Genomic DNA, 18,529 nt, shown 5'->3' with positions numbered 1-18,529 from the left:
AATCACTCCGTGAGTTCAAATTTTCCAGCCTTTACACCACGACGCAGATGTGCCTTGCCGCACGTTGTGCACCGGTACCTTACGTTGATCCTCTTCGTTGGCTTGTCGCCACCAGGAACTTTTGAGAACTTACCCCTGTTCCCGACTTTACCGCGGCGCTCTTTCTGCCGGTCGATCCAATGAAGATGCATATCTTTCCCGCGCTTCACCTTTTCGACCTCATGGATCTCATGTTTCCTGCAATAAGGACAGTAGGTATTAAATTTCGTTGGCATTTTCATGGAATAAGCCCCTTTATGTGGATATTGAATCCCAATATTATTTGCTTACCTTAATATTTAAGGCTATGTTGCGTTCATAAAGTACCTGTGCATTCCTGAGAGGAAGCGACACCAGGTCATCTTTAATAAGACTATATATTCTTCCGTCAGTCCCCATAAAAGGTTCGATATCATCAAGGACATGAACAAGGTCATACCCCACACAGGCAGCCTCAGGAAATTCTGCTTCAACAGGGGCGAATTCCCCATCCGGACACGATTCTGCCACGGTCTCCACAGAGATGGATGAAGATACTGTCTGAACGGCTTTAGTTCTCTCAGCAAATGCACCATCGATAAGTGAATGTCTGCACGCTGCAATTGCTGCATGAATATCGTCATACATCTCCCGCTCTTCAGGAATCATCTTCCGAAGCTCCTGGGCATCAACATAATGCGTATCCATCTGGTTTATGGCCATCTTCAGGATTTTTTTAAACCGTTCACGTGAAATGTCATTCAGAGTTACGGTGAGACTGTCGATCTCATTCATGAGATCGGAGCCACGATCAGTAAGAAAATTGTCGATAGACTGGGCCTCGGAGTAGAGTTCCCGTAACCGTGCCTGCCCTTTTTCAAAAATATCCCGGGATATCGGCGTGAGTTTTCCGCTTTCACGTTCATCCAGAACCACTATCCGCAGATCTTCAAGCTCCATAAATATCAGCCCACTCCATTCGACCGATCAGGAATCCGGAGCCGTTATTTCTCCAATGCCCCTGCAGCAAAGAAAAACAGCCATTTCATCCGGAACCCGGTTGACCCCTTTCTCAATAGTATGCACCTGACCCATCATAGGCATTGTGAGAGAAAACGGACATTCCACAGAGACCATATTGCCGCCAAAATCAACGACTGCGTCAACGAGCGGATCAAAACTCTCAAGGTCCGCCACCGAAGCCAGTTCAGTGACACGAAAGCCCGAACCGCCATGAAGTGAACGTGGTGCACGGATCAGCCGCTTCACGTCTGTCGTAACCGGTTCATCAGTCAGGGCAGCCTTTGACAGGATCCGGCGTTTCAGCGGATCATAATCGTCCCCGATGAGTGCACGAAACGCATTATTTTTCATCAAAAATACCTGCGATGAGAGATCATCGACCGATGCAATCACCGCATCAATTTCCGCATAAAGGGAACGTGCAGACCCTTCACCCACACCACGCAGGGAAGAGAGATATTTCACCCCGTCCCCCATTCCCATGTCACGGATGCACTGCAGCTCTTCGCGCAGCGAACCACGATATCGTGCCGGCCATCCGCCACCCCTTCCTTCATGAGAGGTGAGCATAAACGCAGGGTCAATACCAATACCACATACGTAATCCACCAGTTCCCGCCGCTGGGAGCTGCCCCATTCCCGGATCTCAAGATCACGGATATGAATGTGATATCCACGCCCGCCCGAAAAGACGAGTGACATACTGCGCTTTGAAAATCCAAGTTCATCCGTGAGCATATCTACCAGTTTCAGGGTCTCATCTTTCACCCGTGAAAGCATAGTATCGTATGACACTTTCTGAACAATGTGATCTGCATCCAGATCAAAGATCAGATCTGCACCGGCCCAGATTTTGTCATTCATCGTGGGTGCTGACGGAAGCTCATAGTACGCGGTAGAAAAATACATATGACGGGGAACAGTCACACGAACATACGATGCCAGCTCCTCGCGCGACTGAAACGCCATATGCCGCCGCATCTGTACCTTTGACGTTTCATCAAAGGAGATAAATCCCCATTCACGCTGACGAAGCGATGGCGGCACAAATACCGGAGCATGCGAGTAATAGTCAGCAAACTTCTGTCGGATATATTCACGAGTGGCAGGATTCATCCAAGCCTCTTAATCATATATGGACCTGATCGTTCATATCCGTGTCTGGCATAATACGGCCGGACTCCAATCCCGCTCATCACGGCAACCGAGAGATACCCGTCCGATGCTGCCAATTCTTCTGCAGCTTTCAAAAGGCACGCACCATACTGCCGGTGCTGCCACTCTCCTGATCCATTACCGGTTTTTTCCAAGGGGACCAGAGACCCGTATACATGAAGTTCACGAATAAGCGCACACCCGGATAGTTCTGTACGCCAGGGATTACCGGGATACCGCAGGCGGACAAATCCAATCAGTGAATCGGACGCCGTTACCGAGATGAAATGTTCTGTCCCGCCGCAGCATTCATACGTCATCGTCTCAATCACAGCCCCTCCATTGACCGGAGCACGGCCTGCCTCCCTGCACCTGATGCAGCGGCAGCTTTCGCCCATTTCGTGAAGTCTCTTCTGGGCAAGCTGCCGGAAATTGCTGTGGTGAGAACCTGAGACAATGAGCCGTGCCGGGATGTCGCGCTGAACACGCTGGAGACGAGTGTATTCCGGAATGCATGATTTACCAAATGCAATGAGGTCAATCAGATCATCCTCCGGATATGTCGTATATCCTCCAGCCTGCCACAGCGCCTCAATCTCTGAACCCGGGGTTACAAGTGTCGGATAAATCTTCAGAAAATCCGGCCGGAATGAGGGATCACGAAAGAGCTCTTCAAACATCCGGCGGTCATCATCCATCGTTGCCGAAGGAAGATTCGGCATGACATGAAAACCCACCTTGATACCGGCATCCCGCAGCAGGGCATTAGCAGCGACAGAATCTGCAATTCCATGGCCACGGCGGTTAAATTCAAGAATTTCATCTTTCAGCTGCTGTACACCGAGTTCAACCTTTGTCACCCCGAGTGAGAGCATGCGGTCAATATGATCTTTTTTGCACCAGTCCGGACGGGTTTCGAATGTGGCTGCAATACAGCGTGCCCGGGCTGTCTCATTCCTGCGGCATAGCTCTTCATACGTAGAGCAGTCATCGGGAGAAACAGCACCGCCATACTCATTCATGGCACGAATGCATGCGCTCATAAACGATTCCTGATACGCCGGGTCACGGGCCGTCATGGTGCCGCCCATCACAATCAGTTCAATTTTGTCAATATGGTGACCAAGTTCTTCAAACTGAAGAATCCTCTGCCTAACCTGCACATAAGGGTCAAATTCATATTGACACCCGCGAAGTGCCGCAGGCTCTTCTCCGGTATAACTCTGGGGGGATCCAAACGGATGATCCGGCCCACCCGGACAGGGCAGACATATGCCATGAGGACACGGATGGGGAGACGTCATCACCGCAACAGGTGCCACACCGGAAAGCGTCCGGGTTGGCTTTACCTGAAGAATTAAACGCATTGACTCAAACTCATCATCTGTTGCAGCCGCAAGTATGACAGAATTTTTGGGAATTTCAGACAGCCCATATTTTTTGGCAACCTGAATCTTTACCTTCTGAACATCTGACGATGTAATTCCTGGAAAAGAGAGCCGGGAAATGATTTCCCGGAAAATATCATTGTCCTGCATACCGTCTAGTGACCGGCAATAACTTCATCAGGGGCCGAATACTCCTGATAATCAAGCGAAGCGAGACCTTTGGACTTCAGGTATGATACAAGCTCATCACCCAGCGTCAGAATTGCCTCCTTATGGCAGGATTTGTTTTTATGAATATGCACCGGGGAGATGGAGAAACCATCATACCCGGGTGTGCAAACCTCATCGCCATATGTTGATTCGTAGTACTTTTTCACATGAACAAAGAGCATGTGAAGATGTAGGAGTTCCTCTTTTTGCACCAAATCACCAATCCTTAGAATTACTACTAATCAGGAGAACATATAGTTTATTGGTGATCTTTATATCGCAGGTTTCACGTGCAATCGGAGCACTCACAGGACTTGCCCTGGGAGATGCATTCGGGGCCCCGTTTGAGGGGGGCCACGCCCCGGAACACACCATCCACGAACCGGGTTATTTTGGAGTTAATCCGGTTATTTCCAGCCATTTTACGGATGACACAAAGCAAACACTCGCAATTACAAAATCGCTCTTAAAATGCGGCTCATTTGATGCAATAGATGCTTTAAGAGCTTTAATTGAGGAATATTCTCACGACCCGCGCTTCTATGGCCCCACATCAGGGAGGGTTTTTTCCCTGATCAAAAATGGATGCGCTCCACTGGAAGCTGCACAAATCCTCTTTACGGAGGGAGGGCATGGCCGGACAAACGGGAGTGTGATGCGGGGTGTCCCCATTGGCATATTCTACCCCCCGGAAGATGTCAGATCAATCAGTTTGGCAGCCTCCGGAATTACTCATTTTCATCCGGTTGCCTGTGAAGCTTCGGCAGTCTTTAATACCGTGATTTCCTGCATGGTGAGAGGAAAACATCTTAGTCATGCAATCGACAGGGCTATGGAAACCTGTGAAATCGCAGAGGTCCGCAAACGAATTGCAACCCCTGAAAAATATCCGCTGAACCCATCCATGGATGCACTTGACACCCTTCATGCTTCTCTTTCCATCGCACTCATTACAGATTCGTTTGAGGATGCGGTCAGAGAGGCGGTCATGCTGGGGGGGGATACAGACACAATAGCAGCTCTTTCCGGCGCACTGAAAGGGGCAGAATACGGCAGAGAGGCATTACCGGAAGAATGGCTTCTGAAAACAGAAGGAATCAATGAGATAATGTCCTTCGCAAGAGCCCTCTGGGTCTTGCGAAAAAGATGATCAGAACGGGCTCAAAAGAACTCGTTTCATACGTTTTCCAAGTTCACATGAAATAAAACCCACATTCTCTATCTCAGCTATCCGGTAGCCCACACCTGGAGCTATGCCTTCAGGATTACATAGTTCAAAATTGACACAGTCACCCTGCGTGCATCCTGCCTCATAGGTGATGGTTGAATTAAGAATTGCACGTTCTGCAGAAACGGCAGCAGGGATTGCAGCCTCCACAACCTCCACAGCGTATGCGCCATCCATATGGACATGGCAGGAATGCAGCGTGTTTGTCCGAACCCCGACTATTCGGTATCTCCTGTTGGGCAGAAGGTTGTGGCAGACCTTCCTGACTCTGCATCCCTCACATTCATGGACCTCCCCCCGATACACAAATTCAGCACCCTCCCGTGCGAGCGCTTTTCCAATCAGTGTAATTTTTGTGCGTTCATCTTTTTCGGTCATTTTATTCCTCATATAACATAGCGATCAGCTGCTCAGCGACCTCATCGGTGATACCCATATCCAGAATCGTAAACCGTTCCGGGCGGATGCTATGAGCAAGGACAAGCGCCTGTGCAGCAGTCCGGTCATCAATCCCAATCTCCTTTGGCGTTGTTGGAGCCCCAATCGCTTTGAGAGAGGAACGAATACCCCTCCAGTCACCTCCATGAAGGTACATGGTGATAATTGAACCAATACCACATTGTTCACCATGAAGACCTTTTCCCGGAGCGATCTGATCAAGGGCATGACTGAATTTGTGTTCTCCTCCCGATGCGGGGCGTGAAGAGCCGGCAATACTCATTGCCACACCGGAAGAGAGCAGTGCTTTGATGACGGTCCATGCGCTCTCTTCAGCATGAGGTTTGATGTATTCAGCATTTTTACTGATGATCTCTGCTGTCATGCGTGAAAGAGCCACGGCATACTCAGAGATGGGCTCGCCACGGAGACGGTGCGAAAGCTCCCAGTCAAGAATGGCAGTATAATTGGATATCACATCTGCGCATCCCGCTGCAAGAAGACGATGGGGTGCTGCGGCGATAATGCCGGTATCAGCAATGAGCGCAAAGGGAGGATTTGCCTCAAGCGACACGCTCCCCCCTTTTACCGGCACTGACGCACGTGAGGAAGCGATGCCGTCATGAGAGGCGGCTGTGGGGACGCTGATAAACGGACGGCAACAGTTGTACGAAACAATTTTTGCGGTATCAATTACCCTGCCACCACCAACGCCGATGAAGACATCAACACCCTTCCCCACCTCTTCAGCCTCAGCGATGATTTCCGGAGTGATGGTATCGACAATGAATACTTCAGCCTCTGCCACCTCCCTGACCATTGACAGAACCTGACTGCCTGCGATGTTCATAGTCCCCCTCCCACTGAAAATGAGTACGGAACCAGAAACCTGAAGGTCCTCACAGACCTTCGGCAGCTGCGCAAGTGTATCATGCCCGATAATTACATCACGCGGCAGCTGCATCCATTTAGACTTATCCAAAACAGGTGTTTTGAGTAATTTTATACCGTCAGCACTCATGTACTATCATTAAATGATCTGGGATTTTATATACAAATATTACGTTGGCCCGACATTGAATGGTGAACCCTATACTATTGTTGATACACTCACCTATGCCATCATTCTTATTCTTGCAGTATATCTCGTTTACCGATGGCTGAAGAACACAGGCATCGATATCGATAAGGAATTCATCGTATCGACAATTCCCTTTGTCATTCTCGGAGGTTTACTGCGTGTTGTCGAAGATACCGGGATAATCCCCAGACCATGGAATGTCATTCTTGTGACCCCTGTCATTTTTTTTGTGGTCTTTTTTATTACCATTACCATGCTGGTAATCTCAAGAACACTGGAAAAGAAAGGTCTGATCACATCCTATACCAAAGGCTACGCTGCAGGCGGCATATGTGCCTGTATAATTACCACAGCTGTACTGACATATTACGGTATTACTGAGACACAGATTGCACTGAATGTCCTGGTCACAATACTGGCGATGGCAACTGTCTCATCAGCAGCAGTCTGGGGTTTGCTCCGGTATGGACTCAAATGGTCTTTTACCGATAATATTCTGTATAAACTGCTCATTTTTGGCCATCTGCTGGACGCAAGTGCGACAAGTTATGGCATCGATCTCCATGAACTGACCTATGTTGAAGTGCACGTTGTCGGATCTCATCTCATAGAAGCCACCGGTACAGCCTTCTCAATGTTTGCCCTGAAACTGGCGGTAATAATCCCTGCAATATATGTGCTCGAAATGTACAGAAAAGAAGGAAACAGCCAGTTGTGGCACCTCATCATTCTGGCAATGATCGTTGTTGGAATGGCACCAGGTATCAGGGACATGGTAAGGATGATACTCTATGTTTGATGGAAGCGACCGGGCAGCTGCATTCGTCACCGTGGGAATCCTCATTCTCACAGGTATTTTCGGAGGATTTGCAGTTCATGCGGACGAATCAGTTGGAGCAGAACTCATTGGCCTGATGAATGAGGAAATCTTTGATAGTATTGAATCAGGGAATCCTGCAATCGTTGCTGCAAACATCTTTGTAAATAATGTGCAAACCTCAGCCATTCTTTTTATCGGCGGAGCAACCTTTGGAATTATAACAGCATTGATTCTTTCTGTAAACGGGTTTGTTATTGGCATCGTAGTCGAATACGTCCGCCAGGAACAGGGCCTCTACGTCATACTTGCAGGGATACTCCCGCATGGAATATTTGAGATTCCCGCACTGGTACTCGCCGGCATGTTTGGTTTCCTTCTTGGTGGAGAGCTATGGAGAGAACTGCATGGCACCGGAGATGCAATCTCTGCAGCAGAACAGAATGGAAAGCGATTTCTCGTCTATGTCCTCCCTCTTCTTGGAATTGCAGCGATTATAGAGGGGTTTATTACGCCGGAAATCATACAGTTATTTATCTAGGTGAATCAGAAATGCAGGAAGATAAAGGCGCACTCCCGCTAAAAGAAAAATTCAGTGAATGGTACAATGACATTCTCTGGCAGGCAGAAATAATGGATGTCAGGTATCCTGTGAAAGGCCTGTATGTATGGTTCCCCCATGGATTTGCAATACGAAAAGCAACCTATGCAATCCTCAGGGAATTACTTGACAAAGACCATGAGGAGACGCTCTTCCCGCTCCTGATTCCCGAACACGAATTTATGAAGGAAGCAGAGCATATCAAGGGATTTGAAGAAGAGGTATACTGGGTGACGCACGGGGGTACGAGTAAACTTGATGTGCCGCTTGCACTCCGGCCGACATCAGAGACAGCCATATATCCCATGTATGCCCTCTGGGTCAGATCCCATGCAGATCTTCCGATTAAACTCTACCAGATAGTCAATACATTCCGCTATGAAACGAAGCACACACGCCCCCTCATTCGCCTGAGAGAGATCACATCATTTAAAGAGGCACATACCGTCCATGCGACATGGGAAGAAGCTGAATCGCAGGTCAAAGATGCAATAGACCTGTATCGTGCATTCTACGAAAAGCTCTGCGTGCCAGTCATTGTCTCACGCCGCCCAGGATGGGATAAATTCCCCGGAGCGGATTATACCATCGCTACCGACGTAATAATGCCTGATGGAAAAACGCTGCAGGCAGGAACCGTCCATCATCTGGGGGATCATTTCTCACGAACATTTGATATAACATATGAAGACCCTGAAGGAGAACAGCAGTATGCATATCAGACCTGCTACGGAATCTCAGAACGCTGCATCGCTGCACTGATCAGCACCCATGGTGATGACAAGGGACTGGTTCTCCCCCCCGCAGTCGCACCTGTGCAGATTGCCATCGTCCCGATTTTTATGAAAAAGCGTGAGGAAGAGATTCGCACCGAAGCAGAAAAACTTGAAAAAGAGCTTAAAGATGCAGGATACCGGGTGAAGACGGATTACAGAAGCCTTCGCCCCGGCGCCAAATATTACCACTGGGAAATGCGCGGCGTGCCGCTCAGGGTAGAAGTCGGCCCACGGGATATTGATAACGGTGTGGTAATGACGGTGACACGGTTTGGGGAAAAGATGACGGTCGCACGAGATAGGCTAATCCCTGAAATCCAGACCATCATGGAGACATTCACGACCCAACTGAGAACACGGGCAGAACAAAAAGCACAGGAAAGAATTGTTGCAGTCTCCTCCCTTGAAGAGGCACGAGAGGCAGCGAATAATGGTGTGGCAGTTATCCAGTGGTGCGGCTGTGAGGAATGTGCCACTACACTGGAAACAGAGATCGATGTCAGCGTTCTGGGCACAGATGTTCAGAGCGAATATATCGACGATACTGCAGGTAGATGTATCATCTGTGGAAAGCCAGCATGTCCGGCAATTATTGCACGGACATATTAGTCCCCTTTTCTTTGGAAAAAGTCTGCAAAGGCAGATACAATGCCATATAATCGACCTCGTCCTTTGAGAGAAACAGTCCGGCATGGATCTCAGCGATTCTGAGAAGGGCGAAAATCACATCCACCATAGTGCACATAGTCAGCGCGCAAATTATCCCGCTTTGCACCTTCACCAATACATCATCCCATTGATCTTCACAGAGAGGTATTCTGACCTGCCCTGAGAATAGTCAGGACCACATTCATTTCTGAGTATACCCCTCACCATAAATCAAATGAGAATATCTGTCAGACCGACATTTGAATGAAAGCATTAGGATAGATAATCCCGGGACAACGCACCAAAATCCGGCCGCAATCAAATGCTGCCCCAATCATGCGGAGTAAAAATAATTGCAGCACTGGCGGGGAACAGTATGAATTCACGGGAAAAACACCATGCACGCCCGATATTGCCATAAAATACAGAAAAAAAGGACGATGGTGAACCCGCATCTCCGCCACCAAAGAGGACAGAAACAGATTATATGCAATAATATTTAATCATTTGCATCACCCATCAAAATGGACATAAATTAAGGATCAACCCATACATTAGATATATAAATGCATGCATTTTTGCAGTACAGCATCAGTCAATCAGAAATACAGCTGCTGCAATGACAGATGTCCATTGCCCATCATCCCCCACTACCGCACTCTTCGTGACATTCATCGTACGCTTCAGTTCACTCTCAGAGATACTGCCAAACATATCCTCTGCAAGTTTTTCCGCATATTTTCCTGCCTGCTCAGGACTCTGACCAAATGAATGATGCTCAGTAAAATATCCCCAGTGATTTTCCATATCTTCCGGAATTGCCACCCCGATAGAGGCCGAGATCCTCCGGTGAGGTTCATCTGAAGAGAGGCGGGAGAAAACAGTAAAAACAATACTTCCTGCGTGCAGATCCGGAAGTGCCTCTTCTTTTGAAATGATTTTGCATTTTGGAGGTAGGATTGAACTGACAGTAACTATATTATAGCATTCTATAGACGCATCCCGTAATGCCATCTCAAAGGACGTCAGTTCATCCGGACTCCGGCCGACACCACAGGTAAAAAACACACGTTTTGGTACAAATCTATCGCTCATTTCACCACCAAATAGGTATATATGTATGGCTTTGTGCCCACTTAAAGTCAATCATAGGACCAAACAAATACTGTTCAGTTTTAATGAATAAGTGATTTCAATACCCAAAATGAAAAGAGAAGAGAATATTGCATCACTCAGCTGGTGCTACAGGCGGGTGATATACTCTTGCAGCAAGGTCCTTATCGATCATAAAGAGCAGACCTTTTCCCGTTTCATCACTGACAGCCTTTAGCTGTTCAAGAATGGCATGTGCGTTGTCCTCTTCTTCAACCTGTTCGTCTACAAACCACTGAAGCATATTATATGTTGCATGATCCCGCTCTTCCTGCGCAATCTCAACAAGACTATTGATCTTTGCAGTGACCGACTGTTCATGTGCATACTGAAATTCAAACGCCTTTTCCGGAGATTCCCACGAAGAAGGAGGCGCATCGATGACTTGCAGTTCAACAATTCCACCACGGGAAAGGACATAATCATAAAATTTCAGCGCATGATCACGCTCCTCCATCGCCTGAATTCGCTCCCAGTTTGCAAAACCCCGCAGCCCAATGGAATTATACCAGGCTGACATGGAAAGATAAAGATAGGAGGAATACAGTTCCCATTTGATCTGTTCATTGATTGCATCAAGCATTTTTTCATTCATCATACCATCACCAATTACCTCAACACTGCTCATTATCAGAACGTATTATAAAAAAGTATGGATGGCATCAGCGGCGGCCATCAATAAAGCGTCTGACAAATGACTCTTTACCGGAATATTCCTGCTGCTGATGAGGAGTCCCCACATGGAATGTCTCCCGCCCCACCCGATATACTATTCCAAGAGCAATTTTTCCGGAATCGGCATACATGTATTCCCGCACCAGGCGGCATGCGGCATCGAAATCTTCAGGATCATGATTAGCCGGAACATACACCTGCTCATCATATTCTTCTGTTTTATCCAGGAAGCTGGCACAGATCTGAAGGATATCAATACACGAAAAACCGGAGTGTGACATTCCAGCGTAAATAAGCTCTTTTAGCTCATCCTGATGCTGGGTATATCCCCGGGCAATAAAACTGCAGCCAGCTGAGAGAAGCAGTTCAAGTGGATTAAAGGAAATTTCACCACTTTCAGAGGGATTTGATTTTCCATGATATTCCATGGGGGACGTTGGCGTCACCTGCCCCTTGGTCAGGCCATATACCCGATTGTTATGTACAAGGACGGTCATGTTCACATTCCTTTTTGCCGCAAACAGGAGATGTGCAATGCCCTCCGCATACGTGTCACCATCCCCCACACAGCAGATCACATGCAGATCAGGATTTGCCATACAGATACCCGTTGCAAAAGAGACAGCCCGCCCATGAAGAGCATAGAATGAATTGATATTCAGGTAATCGGCAATCTTTGCGTGGCATCCGATCCCTGCAACGAGAACAATCGTTTCACGGGGAGTGCCCTCTGCCTCCAGACGGAGAATGACATCTTTTATTGCATGCTCAATAGCAAAATTACCGCACCCCTGGCACCACGTATTCTGCGCATCTGTGATCAGTCCGTGTGTCATTCAGCAAGCCCCCAAAGATCCTCAATCAGTTGATCTATCGTAAAAGGCCTTCCGTCAAACCGTGGCAATCTGACATCAACAGGAATTCCATGTGCCTCACAGATATCCGCCATCTGTCCGGAATAGTTATCCTCCAAAAGGAATGTCATGCTCGAATTTCTGGTTGCAGCGACCATCTCTGATTCCGGAAACGGATGCATCACAACCGGCTGTACGGATTTAATTCCCATAATCTGAGCTGCTTCACGGCATAACGGGGCATTTGAACCCCAGGATATCAGGCAGACATCAGAATCAACGTTACCCGAAATATGAACCGGATTCAGCCGGGAAACCACCTTTTTCATCAATGGAACCTTTTTCATCTGCTTCCGGGTCATTGATGAGAGATGCTCCCCGTCATCAATGGATATGCCACGCTCATCATGCGACTTGCTGTTTCCTTTGATCACAGACCCAAAAAGAGGAGGAACTGCATATGGAGAAATTCCATCACCAGTATCCCGATACCGATGATATTCTCCCTCGCTTTCCGGGACAGGGACATAAACAGGCGCATGTGCCTGCAATAATTCCGGAGAAACGGTGTACAGCCCCTCTGCCAGAGTCTTATCCGTCATCAGAACGGAAGGTACCTGAAACTGCCAGGACAAAGACAACGCATGACCAGCCCATTCAAATGCCTGTTGGGGATCTCCGGGAGCAAAAACAAACCGGGGAAACTCACCATGGCCTGCATGAATTGCAAAATGAAGATCCGACTGGGCAGTATACGTAGGGGTGCCGGTCGAAGGCCCACTCCTCTGTGCAAGGATAATGGTAATAGGAATTTCTGCCATGCCTGCCATTGAAAGGGCCTCTGTCATCAGACAGAAGCCACCCCCGGATGTGCCAACAGCAGCCTTTGCCCCTGCATATGCCATTCCCTCCGCCATGGTGATCACGGCAATTTCACTTTCCGGCTGAAAAACCTGTAAACCCGTCTCAGCTGAAGCGGCCGCCATGAAATGAAGAATTCCAGTTGAAGGACTCATCGGATACGCAATATACCCATTGAGCCCGGCAGAAAGCAAACCAAGAGAAACAGCCTCATTTCCGGAGAGAAGAATTCCCGGGGACTGACCGATCCACCGTAACTCTTTCTTATCCACCTGCAGCTGAAATGCATCCCTGGCAATATCAAGGTTTTTCCCGGTGGATTTGCGCATCTCATGAGAAATGACAGATGCAAGATCGTCCCATTCCATTCCAATGGCGGATGCCAGGGCGCCAATCATTGCAGTATTTTCCATAACAGACGATCCTTCCCTCTTCTCAACAATTGTCTTCAGAGGAATCCCGGATCCTGCATCCGATCGCACAATATCAGAGTTAAAAATAATCAGGGCATCCCGTTTGCAGTCATTCTGATGACGCCGGAGTGTTGTCGGGTCCATCGCCAGAAGAATATCAATCCCTGAACGATGTGTACCAACCGGATGGGTGCTTGCACGAATTACCGAAAAATTGTGCCCGCCGCGAATAAGTGACGGATAATCATAATACATATACGCATAATATCCAAGGCTGGTGAAAATGCGTGCAATTGTCTGGCCTGCAAGGTTTATTCCATCCCCTGCCTTTCCACCAATCAGAACAGAGCACTCATCCATTGACAGTCATCTCCCTGAGAGTGTCATAGAGAGGAAAAATAGATAATAGTTGCGTATTTCAAAAATACGCATTACTGTACAATTGCCGAGGCCTCCTCATCAAAAGGATTTGTCCGGAGAGCAAGAGAGAACATATAGGGGTAACTGTCCTTCAGGTATGCCATATACCGCACCCACTCACTGACAAGTTCCTTATAAACACGGTTAATATCCCCTCCGATATGCCGGCAGTCACTTTCCGGAAGGCAGTCAAAACCCGGACGCCGCTGAAGCTCCTCATTCAGATGGAATACGGCCCGCAAAAGTTCAGTAAATTTTTGATTCTCCAGAAGGACTGGATTTTCAAGCAAACGAAGGAGAAAATCCCGTTTCTGCATAAGAAATCTGTCCAGATCAGCAAGATCAATCTCTTCCCAGTTAACAGAAAAAGGATGGGCATCTATTAATGCAGATGCATCACGAAAACGCTCAACACCCCAGTCATCACCAATAATGAGCTTATTTCGCAGAACAGAAGAATCTTCATCATAATCTGAGATGACCGTTAAAAGATGGTTCCCCACTTCAGCAAAGAACGTCCCGATAACCATATTGAGTTTCTGCATTTTTTCCTGATTCGCACGGATTGTCAGCAGGCGATTAAGTACAACGGTCACCAGAAGAACACTGATTGGAAGAAAACCAAATGAGTTAAATAGGTAATCGATTGTATTTTCCGGATTATGCAGCAATAGTATCTTTGTTGAATAAATGGTTACTGATGCCGCCACCAGAAAAAGAGCGAGTTTCATCTCCCATGCAACTGATTTTTTCATTTACTTCTCCTGGAAACTGCATTTTCATACCACACCATATACCGGAGATACCCGATAAGATTAAATACAGTTTTTCCGTATGAGATGTTATGATTAAAAAGGTATCAATTGTTCTGATTGCTCTTGTCATCGGAATGGTATGTATCGCCGGGTGTACTTCAGATACCGGTGAGGCGACACCAACACCCACATCCTTACCGGTGGAAACACCAGTTGCAACAACTCAGCAGGCACCTAACCTCATGCCACAGCCAACGGATGTCATGCCGACAACACTGTTTGTAGACGTTGCTACTTCAAAAGACCCGATAACCGGTGATATCACCGTCACATTCAGGGGCGGAAAAGGCCAGAATCAGGTCAATGATATAAAGGCAGTTGTAATATCAGGCACCGGCGCTACAACCACCAAATACATTGAACCCAATGTAAATGCAGAGGCGGTATTCACCGTGGATGACGGGGAGGCAACAAAGGGAGAGGACAGAGTCATGGTCACGGTATCGTTCTACGATGGCACAAGCTACAAAATTTATGATGATGTCCTTTCCAGAACCAGGACAACAAATTAAAAGAAAGATTCTTAGCCCTCATCTTTTTTTTGGACAATCCAGTGCAGAAGTATCCCTTCATCAATTCGCACCGCACTTTTGAGAACTAGAGAGGGAAAATCAGATTCAGAAATAAATCCCTCACCATCTGCAGCAGTAGGTGCCTCTGCACCGCCAATGATGATATTTCCAATACAGGTAAACAATTCATCAACCAGCCCTTCTGCAAAAAGAGAACCGATCAGAGTACCGCCACCCTCAACCATCAGACTTTGAATCCCCAGAGTCCCGAGATATTCCAGAAAGGACGAAAGATCCACCTGTTCACCGCCACACACCTGAATTTCAGCATGTTGTGAGAGAAGGGCGGTTTTTTCAGGATCTGCAGATCCTGAAACGGCAATGATCCTTCTGCCGGAACCCTTGTAAAGAATTGCCGCATCCACAGGTGTTCTTGCCCTGCTGTCAATGACAATACGGATGGGATTTTCATCCCTGCCGCCATCTACCCTCCCCTTTCTGAGAGCAGGATCCTTTACGGTAAGCGAAGGGTCATCAGCAAGTACTGTCCCTATCCCCACCATAATCGCATCGCACTGTGCCTTTATCTGATCAACACGCCTGAAATCAGCGTCTCCGGATATTCTGACCTGCCTGCGTTCTTTCGTTGAAAGTTTTCCATCAGCACTCATTGCCAGATTGACAAACACATGAGGGCGCATAAGTAGCATTTATTCATGCCCGGATTTAGCCATATTGGTATCAGAGCTTTGCGTTCCACAGACAATAAGGGAAAGAGACAGTGAATTCATACAATACCGCATCCCGCCCGGCAGGGGGCCATCGTCAAAGACATGCCCAAGGTGTGCCTTGCACCTCCGGCAGAGCACCTCCGTACGCATCATTCCATGAGACAGATCTTCATGCAGTTCGATATTATCAGGCCAGACAGGACGGGAAAAACTTGGCCACCCCGTTCCCGAGTCAAATTTATCACCGGAAAAGAAGAGGTGAGTCCCGCAACAGGCACATACATACACTCCTTCCGTATGACATTCTGCATACATTCCGCTGAAGGGTATTTCAGTCCCTGCCTCGCGTGCAACATGGAATACATCAGGAGAAAGTATCTTCCGCCATTCCGTGTCAGTTCGGCGTATGATTGTGGTGCTGTACATCACACCTGCACAGGCATCAAACAGCTGAAGAACACCATCCGGATTCATGCACATACCTGTCCATTACAATAGAAATAGATTGTTGACAGGTGAGGCAATCTTGTTTCAACGTATTCCGAATGTACGAAAGGCAAAAAGGGACTGGAAATAAACTGACGTCTATTTAAAATAAACCATAAAAGAAGTGCCTCAGGCCGGATTTGAACCGGCGACAACCAGATCTTCAGTCTGGCGCTCTCCCAGTCTGAGCTACTAAGGCTTGAGGATTAGTGTAGAACATACATGGAGATAAATCATTCTATTTGATTCTTAGCAGACTCCTCAGGATATTTATCCCCCCACCCCCAAACTATATCGATATCATGGGGGAGAAAAAGGGAAATTCAAACTCAAAGAGAGATAATCTGCTGAAAGCAGTTTCTGAACGTAAAACAGAGATTGTTCACCTCTCACACAATGATCTTGATGCAGCAGGGTGTGATGCAGTGCACCGGATGAAATATGGCACCATATTTACCATATGGTCATCAGTCGGTTCATTTCCATCATTCCTGCGTGACATCGGTGCACTACCGGGGAAAGGTCACCTCCTCAGCATCTCCGATCTTGGCTACTGTAAAGATGCAGATAAAATGGTGAGAGCAGCCATAAAGAACGGGTGGGAAGTCTGTTGGCGTGACCACCATCGATGGACAGACGAGGAGCTTCTTTCCGTTAAGAAGACCGGCGCAACCTGCATCGTAGATACGACACGGTGCGCAGCGGCGATATGCTCAGGAGATCTTCTGCCTGGTGATAAGACAGCTGAAGAAGTCGTCCGGGTTGTCTGTGATTATGATCTCTGGAGGAACGCTGATCCACGCTCAAAAATGCTGGGTCAGATCTGCACAAAAAGAGTCAATCTGAATCCAGTCCGCGATCGTCTGGCAGAAGGGATTATCACCGATGCCTGGATTAATGAAGAATACCGGACTATTGAAAAAGAACGTCAGGATGCAATAAAAAAGAGCATCAGACGGATGAAAATAATTGAGTCACGGTACAGAATTGCATTTGCCCCACTCTTTGGATACCCGAGTGAGACTGCCCACGAGATACGAGCCCTCTATAACACCGATATTGAAGTGATATATGGGACAAATGGCAGATTTTCCATACGTTCAGCAGTTCCCATCAGCCATCTCATTGCACGGAAATTTTCCGGTGGTGGACATCCCCCTGCAGCAGGTGGCACATTCACATTAACTCTGAAAGATAAGGTATCACTTCTTTTCCTGAAAAAAGCACGATGCTTCGATGAACTGGTTCAGGTTGCAGATACTGTCTGACATATAGTGATATATTTCCCCCTTTTCTCCCCGAAGATACAATTCATAAGATATAATTAATATCTCTGCAAAAAAAGGTCTGATGAATCACAAAGGATTGGGATTGGTTCTTGTTCTCATCATGGCAGTGACAGTCGCATTTGCCGGCTGCACTTCATCTGAAGCAACATCTGCACCAGTGCAGAGCGATGTACCGGAAAAAACCCTGTACATTGTTGGTATCGACGGAGAGTATCCCCCATACAGTTACATTGACTCTGAAGGAAATGCCCAGGGATTTGATGTCGAATCCGTTAAGTGGATTGCAGAAAAGCAGGGTTTTGACGTAAAAATTCAGCCAATGGCGTGGGACGGTATCATTCCTGCACTCATGAACGGCAAGATTGACATGGTCTACGCCGGAATGACCATCACTGACGAGCGGAAAGAAAAAGTCAATTTCTCCATCCCGTACTGGGTGGTAAACCAGTCCGTTGCAGTGCATGAAGACTCAGGATACACACTCGATGACTTCAAGGCCGGTACACTTGTTATTGGTGCACAGCGCGGCACCACCGGACAGATCTGGGTTGAAGAGAACCTCATCGACACAGGCCTCATGCCAAAGGAAAACCTGAAGACCTATGACAATTTCCCACTGGTATCAGAAGACCTGAAAAACAAACGGTTAGATGCGGCAATCTATGACAAACCCCCCATGCTCGATGCAATTGCCGGGAAGCCAATTGTCATTGTCGGTGAGATTAACACCGGCGAAGAGTACGGTGTGGCCATCCGTAAGGATGACGTCGAACTCTTAAACCAGATAAATGAGGGCATCACCGCACTCATGGCCGATCCCTACTGGGAAGAGCTGAAAACAAAGTACGAAATGACCGAATAAGTGAAGAAATGGTGGAGAAACTAACTCCACAACTTCTATTGCATACTACCACACACTATCCTGTAGATACATGTTG

21 protein-coding genes and 1 tRNA gene are annotated in these 18,529 nt (G+C 47.5%); 7 read left to right on the top strand and 15 right to left on the bottom strand.

Going from position 1 to position 18,529, the window contains the following annotated elements; genetic code table 11:
• Positions 1-2 precede the first annotated feature (2 nt).
• Genes L1S32_RS01355 through L1S32_RS01335 form a run of 5 tightly spaced genes read right to left on the bottom strand, consistent with a single transcriptional unit; the run spans position 3 to position 4,006 of the window.
• Positions 3-281 (bottom strand): 50S ribosomal protein L44e, encoded by a 279-nt coding sequence (locus L1S32_RS01355; protein ID WP_278155590.1) that lies wholly within the window; start codon positions 279-281, stop codon positions 3-5.
• Between the two features lie 37 nt (positions 282-318).
• Positions 319-978 (bottom strand): hypothetical protein, encoded by a 660-nt coding sequence (locus L1S32_RS01350; protein ID WP_278155589.1) that lies wholly within the window; start codon positions 976-978, stop codon positions 319-321.
• Positions 979-1,005: 27 nt separating this feature from the next.
• Positions 1,006-2,157 carry a DNA primase small subunit PriS gene (locus tag L1S32_RS01345; protein WP_278155588.1) on the bottom strand — a complete coding sequence of 384 codons (1,152 nt, stop codon included), beginning with the start codon at positions 2,155-2,157 and terminating at the stop codon, positions 1,006-1,008.
• Complete coding sequence (locus L1S32_RS01340; protein ID WP_278155587.1) at positions 2,154-3,734, bottom strand: tRNA uridine(34) 5-carboxymethylaminomethyl modification radical SAM/GNAT enzyme Elp3; 1,581 nt, start codon at positions 3,732-3,734, stop codon at positions 2,154-2,156. The genes L1S32_RS01345 and L1S32_RS01340 overlap by 4 nt, the downstream gene beginning before the upstream one ends.
• A 5-nt stretch (positions 3,735-3,739) precedes the next feature.
• Positions 3,740-4,006 (bottom strand): UPF0058 family protein, encoded by a 267-nt coding sequence (locus L1S32_RS01335; protein WP_278155586.1) that lies wholly within the window; start codon positions 4,004-4,006, stop codon positions 3,740-3,742.
• A gap of 53 nt (positions 4,007-4,059) precedes the next feature.
• On the opposite strand from L1S32_RS01335, the gene L1S32_RS01330 reads away from it, so the two are divergent.
• Entirely contained in the window at positions 4,060-4,944 is an 885-nt protein-coding gene (locus L1S32_RS01330) for an ADP-ribosylglycohydrolase family protein (protein WP_278157109.1), read from the top strand.
• On the opposite strand, the gene L1S32_RS01325 is transcribed toward L1S32_RS01330, so the two are convergent.
• Both L1S32_RS01325 and L1S32_RS01320 read right to left on the bottom strand, forming a co-directional pair.
• The gene (locus tag L1S32_RS01325; protein ID WP_278155585.1) at positions 4,945-5,400 is read right to left on the bottom strand and encodes a UPF0179 family protein; all 456 of its coding nucleotides are present in this window, start codon (positions 5,398-5,400) and stop codon (positions 4,945-4,947) included.
• A 1-nt stretch (position 5,401) separates the two neighbouring features.
• Positions 5,402-6,481 carry an NAD(P)-dependent glycerol-1-phosphate dehydrogenase gene (locus tag L1S32_RS01320; RefSeq protein ID WP_278155584.1) on the bottom strand — a complete coding sequence of 360 codons (1,080 nt, stop codon included), beginning with the start codon at positions 6,479-6,481 and terminating at the stop codon, positions 5,402-5,404.
• A 13-nt stretch (positions 6,482-6,494) separates the two neighbouring features.
• Here L1S32_RS01320 and L1S32_RS01315 point away from each other — a divergent pair, with 13 nt between their 5' ends.
• The 3 genes from L1S32_RS01315 to proS are packed head-to-tail and all read left to right on the top strand — an operon-like array spanning position 6,495 to position 9,344.
• Complete coding sequence (locus tag L1S32_RS01315) at positions 6,495-7,340, top strand: DUF63 family protein (RefSeq protein ID WP_278155583.1); 846 nt, start codon at positions 6,495-6,497, stop codon at positions 7,338-7,340.
• Positions 7,333-7,899: a stage II sporulation protein M gene (locus L1S32_RS01310; RefSeq protein ID WP_278155582.1), complete on the top strand. Its 567-nt coding sequence runs from the start codon at positions 7,333-7,335 to the stop codon at positions 7,897-7,899. Before L1S32_RS01315 ends, L1S32_RS01310 begins: the two co-directional genes overlap by 8 nt.
• Positions 7,900-7,910: 11 nt before the next feature.
• Positions 7,911-9,344 (top strand): proline--tRNA ligase, encoded by a 1,434-nt coding sequence (gene proS, locus L1S32_RS01305; protein ID WP_278155581.1) that lies wholly within the window; start codon positions 7,911-7,913, stop codon positions 9,342-9,344.
• Positions 9,345-9,974: 630 nt separating this feature from the next.
• Here proS and L1S32_RS01300 read toward each other — a convergent pair.
• From L1S32_RS01300 to L1S32_RS01280, 5 genes are all read right to left on the bottom strand, one after another.
• Entirely contained in the window at positions 9,975-10,478 is a 504-nt protein-coding gene (locus L1S32_RS01300) for an arginine decarboxylase, pyruvoyl-dependent (protein ID WP_278155580.1), read from the bottom strand.
• 133 nt (positions 10,479-10,611) lie between these two features.
• On the bottom strand, positions 10,612-11,133 hold the full coding sequence (locus tag L1S32_RS01295; protein WP_278155579.1) for a ferritin: 522 nt from the start codon (positions 11,131-11,133) through the stop codon (positions 10,612-10,614).
• Between the two features lie 64 nt (positions 11,134-11,197).
• Positions 11,198-12,046: a thiamine pyrophosphate-dependent enzyme gene (locus tag L1S32_RS01290; RefSeq protein WP_278155578.1), complete on the bottom strand. Its 849-nt coding sequence runs from the start codon at positions 12,044-12,046 to the stop codon at positions 11,198-11,200.
• On the bottom strand, positions 12,043-13,698 hold the full coding sequence (locus L1S32_RS01285) for a 2-oxoacid:acceptor oxidoreductase subunit alpha (protein WP_278155577.1): 1,656 nt from the start codon (positions 13,696-13,698) through the stop codon (positions 12,043-12,045). The genes L1S32_RS01290 and L1S32_RS01285 overlap by 4 nt, the downstream gene beginning before the upstream one ends.
• A 71-nt stretch (positions 13,699-13,769) precedes the next feature.
• Positions 13,770-14,513 carry a hypothetical protein gene (locus tag L1S32_RS01280; protein WP_278155576.1) on the bottom strand — a complete coding sequence of 248 codons (744 nt, stop codon included), beginning with the start codon at positions 14,511-14,513 and terminating at the stop codon, positions 13,770-13,772.
• An 89-nt stretch (positions 14,514-14,602) separates the two neighbouring features.
• Here L1S32_RS01280 and L1S32_RS01275 point away from each other — a divergent pair, with 89 nt between their 5' ends.
• A complete protein-coding gene (locus L1S32_RS01275; RefSeq protein ID WP_278155575.1) occupies positions 14,603-15,085 on the top strand; it encodes a hypothetical protein in 483 nt (160 codons plus the stop codon).
• A gap of 11 nt (positions 15,086-15,096) precedes the next feature.
• On the opposite strand, the gene L1S32_RS01270 is transcribed toward L1S32_RS01275, so the two are convergent.
• From L1S32_RS01270 to L1S32_RS01260, 3 genes are all read right to left on the bottom strand, one after another.
• Positions 15,097-15,786, bottom strand: a complete 690-nt coding sequence (locus tag L1S32_RS01270; RefSeq protein ID WP_278157107.1) for a 2,5-diamino-6-(ribosylamino)-4(3H)-pyrimidinone 5'-phosphate reductase — start codon at positions 15,784-15,786, stop codon at positions 15,097-15,099.
• A 9-nt stretch (positions 15,787-15,795) separates the two neighbouring features.
• On the bottom strand, positions 15,796-16,242 hold the full coding sequence (msrB, locus tag L1S32_RS01265) for a peptide-methionine (R)-S-oxide reductase MsrB (protein ID WP_347403379.1): 447 nt from the start codon (positions 16,240-16,242) through the stop codon (positions 15,796-15,798).
• A 185-nt stretch (positions 16,243-16,427) separates the two neighbouring features.
• Positions 16,428-16,501: transfer RNA gene (locus L1S32_RS01260), tRNA-Phe, on the bottom strand.
• Between the two features lie 103 nt (positions 16,502-16,604).
• Here L1S32_RS01260 and L1S32_RS01255 point away from each other — a divergent pair.
• Both L1S32_RS01255 and L1S32_RS01250 read left to right on the top strand, forming a co-directional pair.
• The gene (locus L1S32_RS01255; RefSeq protein ID WP_278155573.1) at positions 16,605-17,570 is read left to right on the top strand and encodes a phosphoesterase; all 966 of its coding nucleotides are present in this window, start codon (positions 16,605-16,607) and stop codon (positions 17,568-17,570) included.
• 82 nt (positions 17,571-17,652) lie between these two features.
• Positions 17,653-18,453, top strand: coding sequence for a basic amino acid ABC transporter substrate-binding protein (locus L1S32_RS01250; protein WP_278155572.1), 801 nt, complete (start codon positions 17,653-17,655; stop codon positions 18,451-18,453).
• The last annotated feature ends 76 nt before the right edge of the window (positions 18,454-18,529 follow it).

It is taken from the genome of Methanogenium sp. S4BF (assembly GCF_029633965.1).
Lineage (GTDB): Archaea > Halobacteriota > Methanomicrobia > Methanomicrobiales > Methanomicrobiaceae > Methanogenium.
This window is presented reverse-complemented; position numbering and strand designations above follow the sequence as displayed.